Annotated in this window: 14 protein-coding genes, 1 tRNA gene and 1 riboswitch; of the genes, 10 read left to right on the forward strand and 5 right to left on the reverse strand. The window is 48.9% G+C overall.

Annotated features, from left to right (window positions below; translation table 11 throughout):
- Positions 1–64: 64 nt before the first annotated feature.
- Positions 65–226, forward strand: coding sequence for a hypothetical protein (locus EHS89_RS21090; protein ID WP_170167459.1), 162 nt, complete (start codon positions 65–67; stop codon positions 224–226).
- A 201-nt stretch (positions 227–427) separates the two neighbouring features.
- On the opposite strand, the gene EHS89_RS08795 is transcribed toward EHS89_RS21090, so the two are convergent.
- The 3 genes from EHS89_RS08795 to thiB are packed head-to-tail and all read right to left on the reverse strand — an operon-like array spanning position 428 to position 3,638.
- The gene (locus tag EHS89_RS08795; RefSeq protein ID WP_124925781.1) at positions 428–1,048 is read right to left on the reverse strand and encodes an ATP-binding cassette domain-containing protein; all 621 of its coding nucleotides are present in this window, start codon (positions 1,046–1,048) and stop codon (positions 428–430) included.
- Positions 1,041–2,651: an ABC transporter permease family protein gene (locus EHS89_RS08800; protein ID WP_124925782.1), complete on the reverse strand. Its 1,611-nt coding sequence runs from the start codon at positions 2,649–2,651 to the stop codon at positions 1,041–1,043. Before EHS89_RS08800 ends, EHS89_RS08795 begins: the two co-directional genes overlap by 8 nt.
- 9 nt (positions 2,652–2,660) lie before the next feature.
- Positions 2,661–3,638, reverse strand: coding sequence for a thiamine ABC transporter substrate binding subunit (gene thiB / locus EHS89_RS08805; RefSeq protein WP_124925783.1), 978 nt, complete (start codon positions 3,636–3,638; stop codon positions 2,661–2,663).
- Between the two features lie 33 nt (positions 3,639–3,671).
- A riboswitch (TPP riboswitch) is annotated at positions 3,672–3,794 on the reverse strand.
- Between the two features lie 33 nt (positions 3,795–3,827).
- Here thiB and EHS89_RS08810 point away from each other — a divergent pair.
- The 8 genes from EHS89_RS08810 (at position 3,828) to EHS89_RS08840 (ending at position 14,975) form a co-directional block, all read left to right on the forward strand.
- Complete coding sequence (locus EHS89_RS08810; protein ID WP_124925784.1) at positions 3,828–4,745, forward strand: phosphotransferase; 918 nt, start codon at positions 3,828–3,830, stop codon at positions 4,743–4,745.
- A gap of 105 nt (positions 4,746–4,850) precedes the next feature.
- Positions 4,851–5,012: a hypothetical protein gene (locus tag EHS89_RS21095; protein ID WP_170167460.1), complete on the forward strand. Its 162-nt coding sequence runs from the start codon at positions 4,851–4,853 to the stop codon at positions 5,010–5,012.
- A 178-nt stretch (positions 5,013–5,190) separates the two neighbouring features.
- Entirely contained in the window at positions 5,191–7,332 is a 2,142-nt protein-coding gene (locus tag EHS89_RS08815) for a sensor histidine kinase (protein WP_124925785.1), read from the forward strand.
- Positions 7,329–8,702, forward strand: a complete 1,374-nt coding sequence (locus EHS89_RS08820) for a sigma-54-dependent transcriptional regulator (RefSeq protein ID WP_124925786.1) — start codon at positions 7,329–7,331, stop codon at positions 8,700–8,702. The genes EHS89_RS08815 and EHS89_RS08820 overlap by 4 nt, the downstream gene beginning before the upstream one ends.
- 375 nt (positions 8,703–9,077) lie before the next feature.
- Positions 9,078–10,106: a TAXI family TRAP transporter solute-binding subunit gene (locus tag EHS89_RS08825; protein WP_124925787.1), complete on the forward strand. Its 1,029-nt coding sequence runs from the start codon at positions 9,078–9,080 to the stop codon at positions 10,104–10,106.
- Positions 10,107–10,233: 127 nt separating this feature from the next.
- Positions 10,234–12,384, forward strand: coding sequence for a TRAP transporter permease (locus EHS89_RS08830; protein WP_124925788.1), 2,151 nt, complete (start codon positions 10,234–10,236; stop codon positions 12,382–12,384).
- 55 nt (positions 12,385–12,439) lie between these two features.
- Complete coding sequence (gene lhgO / locus EHS89_RS08835) at positions 12,440–13,645, forward strand: L-2-hydroxyglutarate oxidase (protein WP_124925789.1); 1,206 nt, start codon at positions 12,440–12,442, stop codon at positions 13,643–13,645.
- 187 nt (positions 13,646–13,832) lie between these two features.
- Positions 13,833–14,975, forward strand: a complete 1,143-nt coding sequence (locus EHS89_RS08840) for a cupin domain-containing protein (RefSeq protein WP_124925790.1) — start codon at positions 13,833–13,835, stop codon at positions 14,973–14,975.
- A 145-nt stretch (positions 14,976–15,120) separates the two neighbouring features.
- Here the strand turns inward: EHS89_RS08840 and EHS89_RS08845 are convergent, their stop codons facing one another.
- The gene (locus EHS89_RS08845) at positions 15,121–15,306 is read right to left on the reverse strand and encodes a hypothetical protein (protein WP_124925791.1); all 186 of its coding nucleotides are present in this window, start codon (positions 15,304–15,306) and stop codon (positions 15,121–15,123) included.
- 157 nt (positions 15,307–15,463) lie between these two features.
- Here EHS89_RS08845 and gltA point away from each other — a divergent pair, with 157 nt between their 5' ends.
- Entirely contained in the window at positions 15,464–16,759 is a 1,296-nt protein-coding gene (gene gltA, locus EHS89_RS08850; protein WP_124925792.1) for a citrate synthase, read from the forward strand.
- 827 nt (positions 16,760–17,586) lie between these two features.
- Here the strand turns inward: gltA and EHS89_RS08855 are convergent.
- Positions 17,587–17,673: transfer RNA gene (locus EHS89_RS08855), tRNA-Leu, on the reverse strand.
- Positions 17,674–17,902 lie beyond the last annotated feature (229 nt).

Consider the following 17,902-nt stretch of genomic DNA (forward strand, 5'->3'; position numbering starts at 1 on the left):
TTGCGGGTATCGTTTACGCTTTCATTGGTATCCGGTCTCTTAGTTATGACGCGGAGAAGAGGAGATGGGCATTAATAAATTACTGAGATTTACCTTTAGCGTGATGTTGTTAATGGCGCTTTTCTATCTGGCTTTTTATGTGTTTGACCTGAAACCCGCGATTCATGCTGTTGCTGACGCTTTCAAAGGAATGTTGCCAACATCTACTCTTGGCTATGGCGGGTGATAGTCGCGGATTTAACCGAACTAAAATTAGAAGATGATATGAGCGGGGCCTGTTTGTATCTCAACGTTGGTCATAGATTGAACGTAAGCTGGAAGCTAAGCCCTGACTGCTCTCCTGCCACCTTCTACCCAAAGTTTGCACAAGGTTATCCACAGGAATATGGGGTAAGTATTACTGTGGATGTACAAGTCAGGCGGTTTTTTATTCAGTCTGAGACACGGCCTGTTTCAGTTCTATGCTGCTGTCCGCCATCCGGTCCACATCTTCTGTCTGATGGGTCACCATCAGTATGGTTTTGCCACTGGCTTTTGCGGTATTTCGGACCCAGGCTGTAGCCAGTTCTCGGGTATGGGGATCCAGTTCGGCAAAAGGCTCGTCAAGCAGTACCAAAGGCTCGGGGCGCAGTAGTGTTCGGATCAGTGCGATACGTTGTCGTTGTCCGCCAGATAGTTCGCCGGGACGCTTATTCAGTTGCTGATCGACATCGAGCTGTGCTGCTGCTTCTAGTAGTTGTTCATAGGGGGTATCACCTGAAAAGCCCAGACAGAGATTTTCCTTTACGCTCAGGTGTTCGAATAAGTTGATGTCCTGAAATAGCAAACTCACCGGTCTTTGTTCGACGGCCAGCTTCAGCAAAGATTCTCCACGCCAGAGAATATCGCCGGATCGGGGTTTTAGAAAGCCTGCGATAGCGTTAAATAAACTGGTTTTTCCGACACCACTGCGTCCCTGGATGGCCAGAATCTGGCCCTCCTTAATTTCGAAATTATAGGCTAGCAGCTGGTTGTCACGCTCCAGTGTCAGGGAGTCTATCTTAAGCATGGTGAGTTCCCTTAGTTGGGGGCTTTTTATCACTGAGTTTATGGGGGCGTTGTAGCTGCTCTATCCCCCACAGGATCAGCGCGCAGAGGAGTAAAAGTAACAGCGATGCCAGGCTTGCCTCTGCGATCCGATAGGTGCCCGCGTAGCTATAAATAAGCCAGGGAAGGGTGGTCCAGTCCTGTGTTCCGAAGATGGAAAATATCGCCACATCGCCCATCGCCAGCACCAGAACCAGTGCAAATGTCGGGGCCAGTACCGAGCGCATGAAGGGCCATTCTATCTGTAACCGTTGCCATTGATTCAGTTTCAATGAGCGTGCCAGCAAGTGGTATTGGCTGTCGAATTGCAGTAGCCGGGGTTTCAGTTTCTGGATTGCGAAGGGTAAAACTACTGCTGTATTCAGTACCGCTACCCAGAGTATTCCCCATCGGTCCAGATCCATAAGCGGGAGCAGGAATACAAACAACCCTACAGATACCACCATGGCGGGGGCGACAAGGTTATGCACTGCCAGCCACTCAAATAGCAGCTGGCGGTGGCGCTGGCCACTAATCACGGCATCGCGCACCGGCTTCAGTGTTAAGTAAGCCAGGGTCAGGCCTCCCAGAGCGGCTGTTACCCCCAGGCCAATACTAATCAGGGTGGGGTATAGTAGCTCGCTGAGCTCAAATCGCTTCAGCTCGTCTTCCAGTAGTCCAGGTAACAGTGCAAGTATGGGTAGCAAGAGAGCCAGCCAGGCTGCGAAATAGGTTAGTTGTAACAGTCGTTTTCCACTGCCTTTGGCTGAGGGCGTGTATGCCCGAGTATCCGTATCCACTGATAACCAGGCAGTTGTTCCCAGCCGGGAAATCAGCAGATAAAGGCCTCCGGCGATAAGCAGCTGGGCCCAGGCCAGCGTAAGGGCTTCCGGAATGTTGAAGTCATATTTCAGTGCCTGATAAATGGCGACTTCCAGGGTGGTGGAACGGGGGCCTCCCCCCAGTGTCAGGACTATGGCAAAACTGTTAAAACAGAGTATGAAAATAAAGCCGCACAGCATCAGGGCAGCATGCTGCAAAGCTGGGAATTCAATTAATCTGAGTCGTTGTGCCAGAGTGAATTTCAATTGCGCTGCCAGTTTCCAGCTACTATCCGGAATCGCCTGAAGTTGCTGATACAGCACCCGCACTGCAAACGGCATATTCAATAATACGTGGGCCAGCAGAATACCGTTGAGGCCATAGAGGTTCCAGCGCTCACCCGTTATAGCATCCAGTAACGGAGTGGCCAGTCCAGAGCGTCCCAGTAGCGCGACCAACCCGGTGATCAGTACTAAGGTTGGCATGACAAAACAGAGCAGACACAGGCCGAGAAAGGAGCGACGTCCCGGCAGGTTTGGCAGATAAAACAGGGCGCGGGCAACAGGCCAGGCCAGGACCACAGAGATCAGGGCGCTAAGCAGTGCCTGCTTAAAGGTAAATTGCAGGATCTGATGAAAGTAGGGATCACTTAATAGTGTCCAGTCAGGTCCTTCGTTGCTCAGACCGATCAACCCCTGAAAGGCCAGCGCAGTTAACGTGACAACAGCGGTCAGTGCTAACCCCGCAGCGACTTTAATCAGCATCAGAAGTGGCTAACGTGCGGTTTCGCTGCGCCACTCTTTGATCCAGCGCCGGCGTTGCTGTGCTACTTCGGTGGGGGTGAATCCTATCCGCTCAGGCGCGATCAGTTGATCAAATACTTCGGGCAGTTCAATACCCTCAATGACCGGTAGCATCCAGTTGCTGGTGGGTATGATTGTCTGGGCTTCGGTTGAAATGAGAAAGGCCAGGAAATCTCGTGCCAGTTCTGGATTTGTACTGGTTCGGGTGATTGCCGCAACCTCTATCTGAGCAACGTGGCCTTCTTTAAACTGCGCGGCGCGATAGTGATCTTTGCCTTCAGCTACGACGTGATAAGCCGGGGAGGTGTTGTAACTTAGTACGTAATCGGCATCGCCTTTCAGAAACAGACTGTAGGCTTCCCACCATCCTTTGGTCACCGTTACGGTATGTGGCGCCAGTTGTTGCCAGGCCTGATCAGCCTGCTCCCCATAAACTGATTTGACCCACAGCATCAGGCCTTGTCCCGGTGTGCTGGTGCGCGGATCCTGATAGATGATGCTGGCGTCAGATTCGATAATCTGTTTCAGGGAGGTCGCAGGAGTAGTGATCTTCTGGCTATCGTATATAAAGGCGAAGTAGCCATAATCGATCGGCAGAAAGTCTGTATCCTGCCATTGTAGCTCTTGTTTCAAACCGTTAAGTGGCTGTTGGTGGGGGATCACCAAACCTTCGCGGCGGGTTTCTTCGATGAGTGCGTCATCAATACCCAGAATTACGTCCGCTTTAGTTCGATCTTTCTCGATACGCAGCCGGTTAAGAATACTGACACCGTCTTCCACAGCGATATATTCCAGGTCACACTGACACTGCGCTTCAAACGCTTTTTCCAGCTGCGGTCCTGGGCCCCACTCAGAGACAAATGAATCATAAGTGTAAATCGTCAGGTCAGCCGCAAACACAGGGAGGCAGAGACTATAATATGCAACAAAGGTCAGTAGCTTTTTCATGATGCCTTCGACGGCGGGAAATCAAGCGAATATCCGGGAGATCAGCTTATTTCCTACGCCAGTAGTTAACTGGATCAGGTTCTACGGGTTAAACTCTCAGCCAATTGAGCAGACGGTTTATAGGCCTGCTTATTTTTAGCACCCCGATAAGATGTCGGACGATTTTACCGCACCGCCAGAGGAGAAGCTATGATAACCGGGCCGGCCAGACAGATGCCTCCAGAACAACAAGATAACGACACTGATGATATGTCATCATCTTTTCAGGCCGTTAATGCTTTTCTGGGAATAGCGGCTATCTGGCAGCCGATCCAGACGGCGGGCTCTACTAACCGATTGTTCCGTACCAGGCTGGCAGACCGGCTGCTGGTGTTGCGTATAAACGCAGATGATAGTCGGGCATTTGGTGTTAATCGAATGACTGAGGCCGATGTTCTAAAGCTGATTCAGGCGTATGGCTGGGCTCCGAAAGTGTTGCATAACGACTGGCAGGCAGGCTGGTGTCTGATGAGTGATCATGGCGAATCATTCAATGCTGATGCTGAAGTTAGGCATGGGCCTGAGCAATCGTTTAGTTATGCTCAGGAGTTATTGTCGGCGGTCCGACAATGGCAGCAGATTCATAACGGTCCGGTGTTTGATTATCCCACTTTGTATCAGCGCTATAGACGGTTGTTTGAAGGTGAAAAAAACAGTATCTGGATAGCCTTGCTGGAGGCTATTGAGCTAGTGAGTAAGCTGCTGCCCAAGGTGCCTGAATGTCTGACCCACCACGACCTTCATCGGGGGAATCTGTGTGTGGATAGAGGCCGGCTGGTGGTGCTGGACTGGGAGTATGCCGCGATAGGTAATCCCTGGTTCGATGCGGCAGCATTGCACCGGCAGCTGGATATTCCGGCAAAGCAGATCGCTACTTTACCCGCCTGGCAGGCTGTAACACTGACAGATTTTAAAGCCGGTTTGGCGTTGGCAGTTTGGCTTGCGGAAGCTCTGGAAGTTCTTTGGTATGAAGCCCGGGTAGATAAAAAGGGAGCGAACTCAGACCGGAATGCTCAGACTGAAGCGCTGTTGAAAGTGAGTGCTGAGTTACTCTGCCGTTATGCATGATTGTTCTATTGTTGCATGGCTTCAATAGGAAGTTTTGAGCAGATTGTGATTTATCTTGTCTACTAGTCATGGGGAGTTTGCACTAGTAAATGACAGGGGGAGGGTATGAATACAGAAAGAAGCAAGAAAAGGGTGATCAGTATTTATGTACTGATATTAATCGTCTACCTGGTGTTTGAATACACCCCTCTGAAATATGAATTGTCCTGGATGATGCATAGTCTAATGAATGCTCTGCCATTCATTGATTATGATGTAGGCTTGTAGATAGGTAAGTGCTGAGAGAAAGTCTATTTCGGCGCAGACACCTGGTTTTCTGAGTATGCTATTGTTCTGGCAGCATATTTTAATTCGTCTTACACTTCTGATATGACCGGTTGATGCTGGCAAGGTGGGGAACACTTTGGCGCGTATAACCAGATAACCGCTTTATTTGGATATAGATTTGAAATCTCAACGGCTTCTTCCCATTGTATTGTTAGTCATTGCCTGCTCTGCGTTGCTAACCTGGCAGGCGGGTCGCTATGCCCATGACTGGTCGATGATTCAATTGAAAAGTGAGGGTGAAGACCGGTTGTTACAAGTGATTAGTCAGTTTCGATCGGCGTTAGGTGAGTATCAGTATCTTCCGTTTTTGATCTCCCAGAACCGGGAAGTTAAGAGTCTCCTATTGTCGCCAGCGCCGGATAAAATTGCCGAAGTCAGTCGCTATCTGGAACAAACAAACCTGGTTGCTGGTTCCACTGCGTTGTTTATTCTTGATACCCGGGGACGGGCTCAGGCCTTCAGTCACTGGCGCGAACAGCAGGATTTTTATCTTATCTCGCACGCTGAAACACCTTACTTTGAACAAGCCAGAAAGGGGCAGCAGGGCGTTTATGCCGTATTGCCTGATGCCGCTTCCGGAGGTGCTTTTTATCTGTCAGCACCGGTCTATAACCATAGCCGGTTTGCGGGTGCCGCGACTGTCCGTATTGATCTTCAACTGCTGCAGCCTGAGCTACCCCAGAACGAAAATTTTATTATCAGTCAGCACGGAAAAGTGCTGCTGGCCAGCGATGAACGTTGGGCCTTAAATCCTCTGGATGAAGTATTGCAGCCTTTGCAGCAAGAGTCTCTGGGGGATGATACCGTCGTTGATATCAGGATGCTTGAAGACGGTAGAAAAGTGCTGGTGCAATCGGTGTTACTGGATGATCTGAGATGGGAAATTTCGGTTATCAGCAGTATTGAGGGGGTGCAACGCATAGGACGTACGGCCCGCTTGTACAGTCTGGGTGGTTGTATTGCGTTTTCACTATTGTTGCTGCTGTTGCGTGAGCGCCAATTAAAGAATATTTCCCGGCTGGAAACCCGTGAAGTTCTGGAACGCAATGAGGCCAACCAGCGCAACATAATTAATACGGCACATGTGGGTCTGATCTCTCTGAACGGAGCGGGTGAAATTCAGTTTATCAATCCGATGGCGATGAAGCTCTTTGGCGTCTCGATGCCACGGGTGTTGGGGTTATCGATCGAGCAGTTAATTGCGGCGGATGCAGGGCATGGTCCGTTACGAAAAAACCTGGCACGAATTGGCAGCTCGGGTTTTGCGCCCATTACTGCGCTTGAGACGGTTGGCGTACGTTCGGATCAGACCGCGTTTCCGATGTTGTTTTCGATTAAACAAATGGAGCAGCAGCCTGAAGCGATCTATCTGGTAACGGTGATAGATATAACCCCGAGGAAGCGACTTGAACGTGCGTTACAGCAGGCGAATGATCAGTTAGAAGAGAAGGTACTGGATCGTACTCAGGCCTTAAAAGAGGCACAGGATGAGCTGGTGCAGGCTGAAAAAATGGCGGCGCTGGGTCGTATGTCTTCAGCGGTAGTGCACGAGTTGAATCAACCTCTGACAGCCATGCGGACCTATATTTCTATTTGTCGCCACCTGTTGGCTCAGCGAAATGCCGGGCAGGAGAGCGTTGTTAATGATAATGACCCGCTGGATCAAAATCTGGATCTGATTAATAGTCTGACAGATCGTATGGCGCAGCTGACCCGGCAATTAAAGATCTTTGCTTATAAAAAGCCGGAGCAGCTAACGGCGGTAGATCCGGTCAGCGTACTGGATCAGTCGTTGCAGCTGTTTCGTGAGAGATTTGAGAATGACGGAATTAAGCTAGACTACCAGCGCCCTGATCAGGCGTTTAGTATTGCCGGTGATAATGCCCGGGTTGAACAGATCTTTGTTAACCTGATAAAAAATGCCTGTGATGCGATGGCTTCAGTTGCAAGTAAAGAGCATAAGTTACACATATCGATAACGGCACCTGAGGAGTCAGCTGCGTATATCAGAATCCGTATAGCTGATACCGGGCCGGGGATTGAAAATCAGGACTTCGGACACCTTTTTGAACCTTTTTTTACAACTAAAAGTATGGGGGATGGATTGGGGCTGGGTTTATCAATTGTGAAGTCGATAGTTACCGATCTCCAGGGTGAAGTCAGAGCCTCTAATTCCCAGACAGGCGGCGCATGCTTTGAGGTACGTCTGCTGAAATATCAACATGATGATTTAACAGTGCAAGCGGAGCAAAGTGCATGAGAGGAACAGTGCTACTTGTCGATGATGAGGCCTTGATTCGTCAGTCGACAGAACAGTGGCTCAAAATGGCACATTTTGATGTGATCAGCTGCGATAGTGCTGAGCAGGCCCTGAAGGTTCTCGATGAGCAGTTTCCAGGCATTATTGTCACCGATGTCCGGATGCCGGGTATGGATGGTCTGGAATTGATGGAAGTCGCGCGACAGCGGATTCCCGAGCTACCGGTTATTCTGGTGACGGGGCATGGTGATGTTGATATGGCGATTAAAGCCATGCGCAATGGTGCCTATGATTTTATTGAGAAACCTTTTGTGCCTGAACGGCTGGTAGAGACTATTAACCGGGCTTGTGAGAAGCGTCAGTTGATGTTGGAAAACCTTCGCCTGCAACAGAGCTTTTCATCTCAGTCGGGTATCGATAGCCGGATCATAGGCATATCGCCTTCAATTCAACGACTGAAGCGAGATCTGCTTAAATCAGCGGATCAGGACACTAATGTCATCATCTACGGTGAAACCGGATCAGGTAAGGAGCTGGTTGCACAGTGCCTGCATGAGTACAGCGGTCGTTCGGAGCATAATTTTGTCCCTATCAACTGCGGCGCCATTCCTGATTCTCTGATCGAAAGTGAGCTGTTTGGTCATGAACCAGGCGCGTTTACCGGCGCGGCAAAGAGGCGCATAGGTAAATTTGAGTATGCGGATAATGGCACGCTGTTTCTCGACGAGATAGAGAGTATGCCGGCTAACCTTCAGGTGAAAATACTGCGCGCTTTACAGGAAGGACTTATTGAACGGTTGGGGGGCAATAAACAGATTCCTGTCGACCTGCGAATTATTGCCGCGTCTAAAGTAGATCTGCGCACGGAGGAGGGCTTTCGTGAAGATCTCTACTATCGACTCAATGTATCCTATTTACGGTTACCCCCTTTGCGTGAGAGGCAGGAAGATATTCCGCTGTTATTTGAACATTATGCGCGTCAGGCGGCGAGTCAGCACGAGCGAGAATTGCGCCGGGTAACCGATCAGGATATACGCAATATGCAGCAATATAGCTGGCCGGGGAATGTTCGTGAGCTGAAAAATGCAGCGGTTCGTTATGCGCTTGATGGTGGACTGTCTGTAGCAGATACCTTGTTCCCCCGAGAGTCGGATATTGACAGTGACCTTCCCGTTGCTGATTCCTTATCACTGGCGGCACAGGTTGCCAATTTTGAGCGGGATCTGATCTGTCGGGCTCTGAAACAGCATCAGGGTAATATCAAAGCCATCATGGATCAGCTAGACCTGCCACGTCGAACACTGAATCAGAAGATGGTTAAGTATGATATCAACCGGGCAGAGTTTCTGGATGACGATACTGAGGTATAGCTTCGTTTGTCGCTTCGTTTTTGGCTGCTGCGAGTGACGTTTTGGGGAGGAAGAAATCGGGCTAAGCAAAAAATTGCCGATTGATCAGTTTGTCCTGAAAAAATAATGATTCTTTGCATATTTACCCGACGGTTGATCCCCTTATCAGGTAGGTCTGGCTCCGGATTAAGCGAATAAAACCCTGGGATAGGCTATTTATTGCTTATTGTTTTGCAGGCTAATGAGCAAGATGTTGCTTATTGCAGAGTAGGTTGCTAGTTTTTGTTTTGATATAGTCCTTTTAAAACAAAGTGTTATGCTTTTGTGTGAGAGTTGGCCTCGTAGTTGCATTGTAAGGAGGTATCTAAAACAAAAACATCAGATAAGGGTATAACGATGAAAATCAGTAAACGTACTTTCCTGAAAAACGTTGGTGTCGCAGTGGCATTGACTAGTGCTGTTGGCCTGTCCGGTATGACGCAAGCTGAAGAAAAGCGGTCTTACATTCTGGCGACAGCCTCAACAGGTGGTACTTATTATCCTGTTGGTGTTGCACTGGCAACGCTGACCAAAGTAAAGCTTGAGCCTAAATTTAAGATCTCTCTGTCGGCTATTAACTCAGCGGGTTCCGGTGAAAACGTTAAATTGCTGCGTGAAAATGAAGCGCAGTTTGCTATTTTACAGGGATTGTACGGCGCCTGGGCCTGGAACGGTGATGGTGCACTGAAGGCATCTGGTCCTCAGAAAAACCTGCGCTCAGTGTCTATGTTGTGGCAGAACGTTGAGCAGTTTGCAGTGAAGTCTGACTATGTAAAAACCGGCACCATCGCAGACCTGTCCGGGTTAACTGATTCTAAGTTTTCTATCGGTAAGAAAAACTCTGGTACTGAAGGTTCTGGTCGTCAGATCCTCGGCGGCCTGGGTATGAATGCTGATAAGTTCGATCTGGCTTATATGGGTTATGGCCCGAGCGCAGATGCACTGCAAAACGGTACAGTTAAAGGCATGAATATCCCATCGGGTGTACCAACCAGCGCAGTTACCCGTGCTTATGCTGCTTTAGGCAGCGATATGACGATCCTGAATTTTACCGATGAGCAGATCAATCAGGCCAATGGTAACTACAAACTGTGGACCCGTTTTGTCATCCCTGCGAATACTTATCCGGGTCAGACTAAAGATGTGAACACTATGGCACAGCCTAACTTCCTGGCGGTGCGTGATGATCTGTCAAATGAAGATGTTTACCTGCTGACCAAGGCTATTTACGAAAACCTGCCATTCCTGAACGGCATTCACAAAGCGACTAAAGCGATGGCTATTGATAAAGCGATTGCGGGTCTGCCAGTGCCACTGCACCCAGGTGCAGCGCGTTACTACCAGGAAATGGGCGTGAACATTCCAGCGCACCTGATCACTGAATAATATTCAGTGTTCTCCCTGAGGAGCCTTCGGGCTCCTCCCTTTCTGGTTCAATATTTATACCTGCATATTTATATCAATTTTTTCTGTTAATACTTTTATTCTAATAATACGTTCTCGGGATGCTGCTATGAGTACAACCTCGATTAATGCCGATCAGGAATTGGCTGAAAAATTACAGAGCCTCGAATTAAGCCAGCGGCCTGAAGGATCAGCAGTAGGTCGATTCATCTATTGGGCAGGTGTGCTATTTGCCCTGGCACATATCTATTTCAATACCCTTGGTACGCTGCCTGAGTTGTGGGTGTCGGCTATTCATTTTAGTGGTTTCGCTCTGATTTGTAGCCTGATGGTACCGATGGTTCGTTGTCAGACCGCAGCGGGACGACGTCTGGCTCTGATGTTGGATACTCTGGTAGGCATTGCCGCCGTTTTTTGTTCGTTATATTTGATCGGATTTGAGGACGCACTCTATGAGCGCGGCGTCAAATTTGCTCAATTGGACTGGGTGTTTGCCGTTTGCGCGATCTTTATCTCTCTGGAGATGGCACGCCGTACAACCGGTTGGTTTATTCCGGTGATGATAGTTACCGCTCTGACCTATGTGTTCTGGTGGGGGCAGTATATTGATGGTGTATTCGGTTTTCCCGGATTGAGCCTTGAGACGGTACTATTCCGTAGTTATTTTTCGCCAGAGGGAATGTTTGGTTCAATCGCCCGCATCTCCTGGACGTTTGTTTTCATGTTTATTCTGTTCGGCGCTTTCCTGGTGAAGTCCGGTGCCGGTGATTTTATTATCGAATTGTCACGCTGTGCGGCTGGCCGCTTTGTGGGTGGTCCGGGTTTTGTTGCGGTATTAGGCTCAGGTCTGATGGGATCAGTATCCGGATCCTCGGTTGCTAACACCGTCTCTACCGGGGTTATTACTATTCCGCTAATGCGTAAAGCGGGTTTCCCGGCGAAATTTGCTGCAGGCGTTGAAGCTGCCGCCTCTACCGGTGGTCAGTTAATGCCGCCGGTGATGGGGGCAGGCGCCTTCATTATGGCGTCTTATACGCAGATTCCTTATGTCGACATCATATCGATAGCCGCATTGCCAGCCTTACTCTACTTCATGTCGGTTGGTTTCTTCGTGCGCGTTGAAGCGATGCGCAGCCATGCAGACTCTGTCGAGCTGGATACCCGTCCTATCGGTGAAGTGTTTAAAGATGGCTGGCATTATCTGCTACCGCTGGTGGTTCTTGTTGCGCTGCTGATTTATGGTTTTACACCGACTTACGCGGCAGGTATTTCAATCATCTCTGTCGTCGTCTCTTCCTGGTTGTCTAAAAACCCAATGGGGATCCGGGATATTCTCGATTCCCTGGCGCAGGGCTCTAAGAACATGGCTACTACCGCGATGCTGCTGGTGGCTGTCGGGCTGGTGGTGAATGTGGTTGCCATGACCGGGATCGGTAATACCTTTTCTCTGATGGTAACCGACTGGGCTGGCGGCAGCTTGCTGATTACCATTCTATTAGTGGCACTGGCATCTCTGATTCTGGGTATGGGCCTGCCGGTTACCGCCTCTTATATCGTCCTGGCAACACTATCGGCACCGGCCTTATATAGTCTGATTGCTGAGATAGAGCTAATTAGCATGATGGTTGCGGGTACGCTGCCTGAGGCTGCGCAAACTATCTTCTTGCTGGTGGATGCCGAGAAAGCCGCCTTGTTAATGGCGCCCATGACTGAGCTGGATGCCCAGCAGATGTTGGCAATAGTACCGGATGACTTCAAAGGACAGTTGCTGGAAATGGCGATTGCACCAGAGACACTGGCCATGACCCTGCTATCTGCACATATGATTATTTTCTGGTTATCCCAGGACAGTAACGTAACGCCACCGGTTTGTCTGACCGCATTTGCCGCAGCGGCGATTGCCAAAACACCGCCAATGGCGACCGGATTTATGGCCTGGAAGGTGGCGAAAGGGTTGTATATCGTGCCGCTGTTATTTGCCTATACCGGCTTTATTGGAGGCACCACATCAGAGGTTCTTTCAGTGTTTGTTTTCTCCCTGTTTGGTATTTATGCACTGGTCGGCTGTATGGAAGGCTATCTGGAAAGCCCGTTAAATATAGGCTTGCGTATCTTAAGCGGTATTTCAGGTGTAGTGATGATGTGGCCCCATGATGAACTTCTATTCAAGCTGGCAGGGATGGCGGTTTTCGTATTGTTGTTTTGGTACAGCCGTCGTCAATACAAACTGCAGAGCGTCACAGCAGTGGCAGCCGGATAAGTCTGTAGTTAAGAAAGCATGGCAATAACTTTCTCTTATTTTTACGGAAGTAACTATGATCGATCGATATGATTACCTGATCGTGGGTGGCGGAATAGTAGGTCTGTCTACCGCATGGCAATTACAACAGCAGTGTCCGGATAAGCGTATCGGTCTGTTGGAAAAAGAATCATCTTTTGCGCAGCATCAGACCGGTCACAACAGTGGTGTGATTCACGCGGGTGTTTACTACGCGCCAGGCAGCCTGAAAGCCGAATTTTGTCGTGAAGGCGTTGAGAAAACGATCGCCTTCTGCCAGGAAAACGATATCAAATATGACCAGTGCGGTAAGCTACTGGTCGCCACCAATGAGCTGGAACATGAACGTATGCTTGCGCTCTACGAGCGTTGCCATCAGAACCAGTTGGATGTGGAGTTATTGGATGCGAAGCAGTTAAAAGAACGTGAGCCCAATATTCAGGGGTTAGGTGCCATTCTTGTTAAGACCACGGGGATAGTCGATTATCGCCAGGTCTGTAACAAAATGGCCGAGCGCTTTTGTGAGCTGGGAGGTGAGACGCTGCTAAGTACCGAAGTAACAGGTATGGAAGAGAGTAGCGAAGAGATAACGGTTAAAACCAATCAGGGAACGCTACATTGCCGCTATCTTATCTGTTGTTCCGGCCTGATGGCCGATCGGTTGACGCGTATGCTGGATATCGAAACTGATTTCCAGATTGTTCCCTTCCGAGGCGAATACTACCGTTTACCGAACGAAAAGAGCGATATCGTAAACCATCTGATCTATCCCATACCTGATCCGGAGCTACCCTTTCTGGGCGTTCACCTGACCCGAATGATTGATGGTTCGGTAACGGTTGGTCCTAATGCGGTGCAGGGCTGGAAACGTGAAGGTTATGGTCGTATTAATATCAGCCTGCGTGATATCTGGGATATGCTACGTTTTCCTGGTTTCTGGAGGGTGCTTAAGCAGCATATAGGTACCGGCATTATTGAAACCAAGAATTCACTGTGGAAACCGGGTTACCTGAAACTGGTGCAGAAATACTGTCCCTCAGTACAGGTGAAAGACCTACAACCTTATCCTGCAGGTATTCGGGCACAAGCCGTTATGCGCGATGGTTCTCTGGTACATGACTTCCTGTTTGCTGAAAGTCCCCGCTCTTTGCATGTATGTAACGCGCCATCTCCGGCAGCCACCTCTGCAATTCCTATCGGACGGCATATTATTGAACGGGTCATGGCGGCATCGACGGATTAGATCCTCTGTCGTAACCGACTGTTGAACTGGCGCAGACTCCTGGTTGAGGGGCATTGTTGTGGGGCCGTGTTGAAGGACATTGCTGCGTGACGATACCTGAAGCCAGGATTAAGGTAAAAATGATAAGCAGCAAGGTCTGAATAGTTGATAGCTGATAGGATGCCCGCAACTATTTTGGGAGCCTGCTATGCAACTTGAATTGAATGATCTAACTCCAGAGCAATTCCTGGCTGAATACTGGCAGAAAAAACCGTTAGTTATTCGCCAGGGCTTTAAAAACTTTCAGGATCTCCTGTCTGCCGATGAGATGGCGGGTCTGGCCTGCGATGAGTTAGTCGAGTCGCGCCGCGTTTTTAAAAAAAATGAACAGTGGGGCGCTGAGTTTGGCCCGTTTGAAAGCTATGAACATCTGGGTGAAAAAGACTGGACACTGATTGTACAAGCGCTGAACAACTGGCTGCCTGCGGCAGAAGACCTGATTCAGTGCTTTGATTTTATCCCAAGGTGGCGGTTGGATGATGTCATGGTGAGCTTTGCCACCCCCGGTGGCAGTGTCGGCCCCCATATTGATCTTTACGATGTATTTATCTGTCAGGGCTCCGGAAGCCGTCGTTGGCGGGTGGGTGATCTGGGTGATCATTCCGAGTTTGCGGCCCATCCGGCCCTGTTACATTGCGAACCGTTTGAACCGATTCTGGATATAGAATTAAACACCGGTGATATTCTGTATCTGCCACCGGGCTATCCCCATGATGGAATATCGCTTAACTCTTCGATGAGCTTCTCTGTTGGTTACCGTACCGCATCCGCCAGCGATATGCTCAGTGGTATAGCCGACTACCTGATTGATAATGAACTGGGTAAAGCGCAAATTGCCGATCCGCATCGGAGTATTTCAACCCAGTCTGGTTGTGTGACTCCTGCAGATTTCGCCCGCATAAAACAGCAGCTGCTTGATACCCTCGACGATAAGCTGATTAGCCAGTTCAGCGGCTGTCGTCTGACAAGCTCTAAGTGCGAACTTGACCTGCCAGAAGAGGAGTTAGGATTTCAAACTTCTGATTTTCTTGAAGCGATTCAAAACCAGGACTTAATCCGTCTGGGTGGTCTTCGTTGTTTGTACTTCGAAAGCGACTACCGCGAAGGCAGGTTGTTCATAAATGGTGCAGCAGAATCACTTAGTAGTGACCTGGCTGAAGCCATCCCTGTCCTGTGTGACAATCCGGTTTTAACGGCAGAGAACCTGGCGGAATGGGTTGAAAACAGTGCTTTTCTTGAGCAGATAGTTGCCTGGATTAATAAGGGATACTGGTACTTTGATGAGGATTGATCAGGCGATTATTTGCTGATCCCCCAATGACAGGATAGTTGTCGCCTCACCGGATCTGGTTAAGGAAGGTGCGATTAAGCGTTTCTTTCCCTCCGGTATATCTCATCTGGCTACATCAGCCAGAAAAGCCGTGCTTTACTGCCACTTACTTCTGCCTGAATATGTAGTGGGTAAGGTCGCCGACCGTTACCCGCTTGGGATAATAAGGTTCAATGACCGCTTCAATCCGATGCCACGGAACCAGTGCTTCCATTGGTACAAAAACTTTTCTTTCCGGGTTTGGTGCGCTTTGTCGATACTCACAATCGGCAAAGCTAAGCTGATTTTCCATGTATTGATCCTGGCTGACACTATGCCTGACATTGCCTCATGCGGAAGGACTTAATCGCATCTGCCCTAACCTTATAGCCTCCTCAAGGTGAGCTAAGCTTATTGGTGACACTGCCATTCTTGGTATCCATCACGATAAACGTACAAGGGGGCCGGCCATGTCAGATAACAGCATCACCATTAGTGACAACCGCAACGGAAAAACACTCAAACTTGCAATTCAGCAGGGCACTGAAGGACCACCTGTCGTTGATATTCGTAGCCTCTACAGTGAGCTTGGTCTCTTCACCCTCGATCCCGGTTTTAAGGCGACAGCCTCCTGTACCAGCAATATTACCTTCATCGACGGTGAAAAAGGCATCTTACTTTACCGCGGCTATCCTATTGAGCAATTAGCTGCGAAGAGTACCTTTACCGAAACAGCCTATCTATTGATGAAAGGAGAGCTACCCACCAAGCAACAGCTGAACGATTTTAACGGTCTGATCAATAAACATACAATGGTTCATGAGCAGCTGCTGAATTTCTATCATGGCTTTCGCCGGGATGCCCATCCGATGGCTATTATGGTAGGTGTTGTCGGTGCGCTTTCAGCCTTTTATCATGACTCGCTGGATATCAACAATCAGCAGCATCGCGAGATCTCGGCAATACGCCTGTTAGCCAAGATTCCAACCATCGCTGCGGCTTGTTATAAGCATTCAGTCGGCCAGCCTTTTATCTATCCCGATAACAGTCTGGACTATTCAAGTAACTTGCTACGCATGTTATTTGGCGTACCCAGTGAAGACTATCAAGTCGATCCGGTAGTCGCTAAAGCACTGGATAAAATCCTCATTCTGCATGCTGATCATGAGCAAAACGCCTCAACTTCAACTGTTCGCCTGGCAGGCTCAACCGGAGCCAACCCCTTCGCGGCTATTTCCGCCGGTATTGGTGCTTTGTGGGGGCCCTTGCATGGCGGTGCTAACGAAGCGGTGCTGAGTATGCTCGAAGAAATCGGCAGTGTTGACAAGGTACCCCAATTTTTAAAAAGAGCCCGTGATCCTGAAGACTCTTTCCGCCTGATGGGGTTTGGTCATCGCGTATACCGCAATCATGACCCACGCGCGACAGTTCTGCGCAAGGAAGCTCAGAAAGTACTTGATGCAATGGACAAACACGATGATCCACGCTTCAAGCTAGCTATGGAACTGGAACGTATAGCGCTGGAAGATGACTACTTCATCAAGCGCAAACTATACCCAAACGTAGACTTCTATTCCGGTATTATCGAAAGCGCCATGGGCATTCCAACCAATATGTTTACGGTGATGTTCGCCCTGGCCCGCTGTGTCGGCTGGATAACCCAGTGGAAGGAGATGATTGTCGATCCTGATCAGGTGATCGGTCGACCAAGACAGCTTTATAAAGGTCTGGCCCGAAGAGAATACAAGCCTATGTCAAAGCGTTAAGGAAAGTGCGAATAGGTCCCGGTTTCAAACCTATCCGGCTAAAGCTTTATCCGGAGATACACAAACAGAAGATTAAGCTCGATATCGCCATATTTAGTGCTTTTTAGCAGCTAAATCTGCCTGAAAGGCGGGTTTGTTGTGAGTGCAGCGGTAGCTGAATGATTGTTGCAGCCTGTGGACTGCAACAACTCCGTTGGGCCTTCGCCGCAAGCTGCTAGTCCAAAATTTACTGGAAACTATTTGTCGAACCGGCACGTTTTTAAGGGCGGGTAGAAAACTTATGGAAAGTGAATCCACTATGTTTTTCTTACCCAAATATCAGGCACAAAAAAGCCCTGCTATGAAGCAAGGCTTAGTCGATATACGTTCATGGTACCAGTGGCCACTGACTTAGGATCTTGAACCGGCATGCTTTTAAGGGTGGGCCAAGATCTTATGGAAAGTGAATCCACTATGTTTTTCTTACCCAAATATCAGGCACAAAAAAGCCCTGCTATAAAGCAAGGCTTAGTCGATATACGTTCATGGTACCAGTGGCCGGGATCGTACGGGCACGCTTTTAAGGGCGGGCTAAGATCTTATAGAAAGTGAAGCCACTATGTTTTTCTTACCCAAATATCAGGCACAAAAAAGCCCTGCTATGAAGCAAGGCTTAGTCGATATACGTTCATGGTACCAGTGGCCACTGACCTAGGATCTTGAACCGGCATACTTTTAAGGGTGGGCCAAGATCTTATGGAAAGTGAATCCTCTATGCCTTTCTTTAAGCCACAAAAAAGCCCCGTTTCTCTATAAAGAGATTAACGAGGCTTCCTGTTTTACGTTCATGGTACCAGTGGCCGGACTCGAACCGGCACGCTTTTAAGGGCGGGGGATTTTGAATCCCCTATGTCTACCAATTCCATCACACTGGCACGAACGTGAGCGTATTATACGGTTCGTTTTGAAGCGGTCAATGCATAAGTGACATATCGTTGAAAATTTGTATTTTTGTCAGCTGTTATTTGTTTGAGTAACGGTTAACTCATTGATTCCCCAATTTACAAATTTCTTACAAAATCGATAACTTCATCTGACTTTTCTAAGTTTCTCCAGGCGTAGAGTAAATACAGCGGTGGTTGCAATCCACTATACTCACAACTC

The organism is Amphritea balenae (assembly GCF_003858655.1).
Taxonomy (GTDB): domain Bacteria; phylum Pseudomonadota; class Gammaproteobacteria; order Pseudomonadales; family Balneatricaceae; genus Amphritea; species Amphritea balenae.

What these genes read in the sequence shown, in the direction of transcription:
- thiB (WP_124925783.1), bottom strand. Translation starts at nt 3,638, where the DNA reads ATGAAAAAGCTACTGACCTTTGTTGCATATTATAGTCTCTGCCTCCCT.
- lhgO (WP_124925789.1), top strand. Translation starts at nt 12,440, where the DNA reads ATGATCGATCGATATGATTACCTGATCGTGGGTGGCGGAATAGTAGGT.
- EHS89_RS21090 (WP_170167459.1), top strand. Translation starts at nt 65, where the DNA reads ATGGGCATTAATAAATTACTGAGATTTACCTTTAGCGTGATGTTGTTA.
- EHS89_RS08800 (WP_124925782.1), bottom strand. Translation starts at nt 2,651, where the DNA reads ATGCTGATTAAAGTCGCTGCGGGGTTAGCACTGACCGCTGTTGTCACG.
- EHS89_RS08825 (WP_124925787.1), top strand. Translation starts at nt 9,078, where the DNA reads ATGAAAATCAGTAAACGTACTTTCCTGAAAAACGTTGGTGTCGCAGTG.
- EHS89_RS21095 (WP_170167460.1), top strand. Translation starts at nt 4,851, where the DNA reads ATGAATACAGAAAGAAGCAAGAAAAGGGTGATCAGTATTTATGTACTG.
- EHS89_RS08845 (WP_124925791.1), bottom strand. Translation starts at nt 15,306, where the DNA reads ATGGAAAATCAGCTTAGCTTTGCCGATTGTGAGTATCGACAAAGCGCA.
- EHS89_RS08830 (WP_124925788.1), top strand. Translation starts at nt 10,234, where the DNA reads ATGAGTACAACCTCGATTAATGCCGATCAGGAATTGGCTGAAAAATTA.
- gltA (WP_124925792.1), top strand. Translation starts at nt 15,464, where the DNA reads ATGTCAGATAACAGCATCACCATTAGTGACAACCGCAACGGAAAAACA.
- EHS89_RS08820 (WP_124925786.1), top strand. Translation starts at nt 7,329, where the DNA reads ATGAGAGGAACAGTGCTACTTGTCGATGATGAGGCCTTGATTCGTCAG.
- EHS89_RS08810 (WP_124925784.1), top strand. Translation starts at nt 3,828, where the DNA reads ATGATAACCGGGCCGGCCAGACAGATGCCTCCAGAACAACAAGATAAC.
- EHS89_RS08840 (WP_124925790.1), top strand. Translation starts at nt 13,833, where the DNA reads ATGCAACTTGAATTGAATGATCTAACTCCAGAGCAATTCCTGGCTGAA.
- EHS89_RS08795 (WP_124925781.1), bottom strand. Translation starts at nt 1,048, where the DNA reads ATGCTTAAGATAGACTCCCTGACACTGGAGCGTGACAACCAGCTGCTA.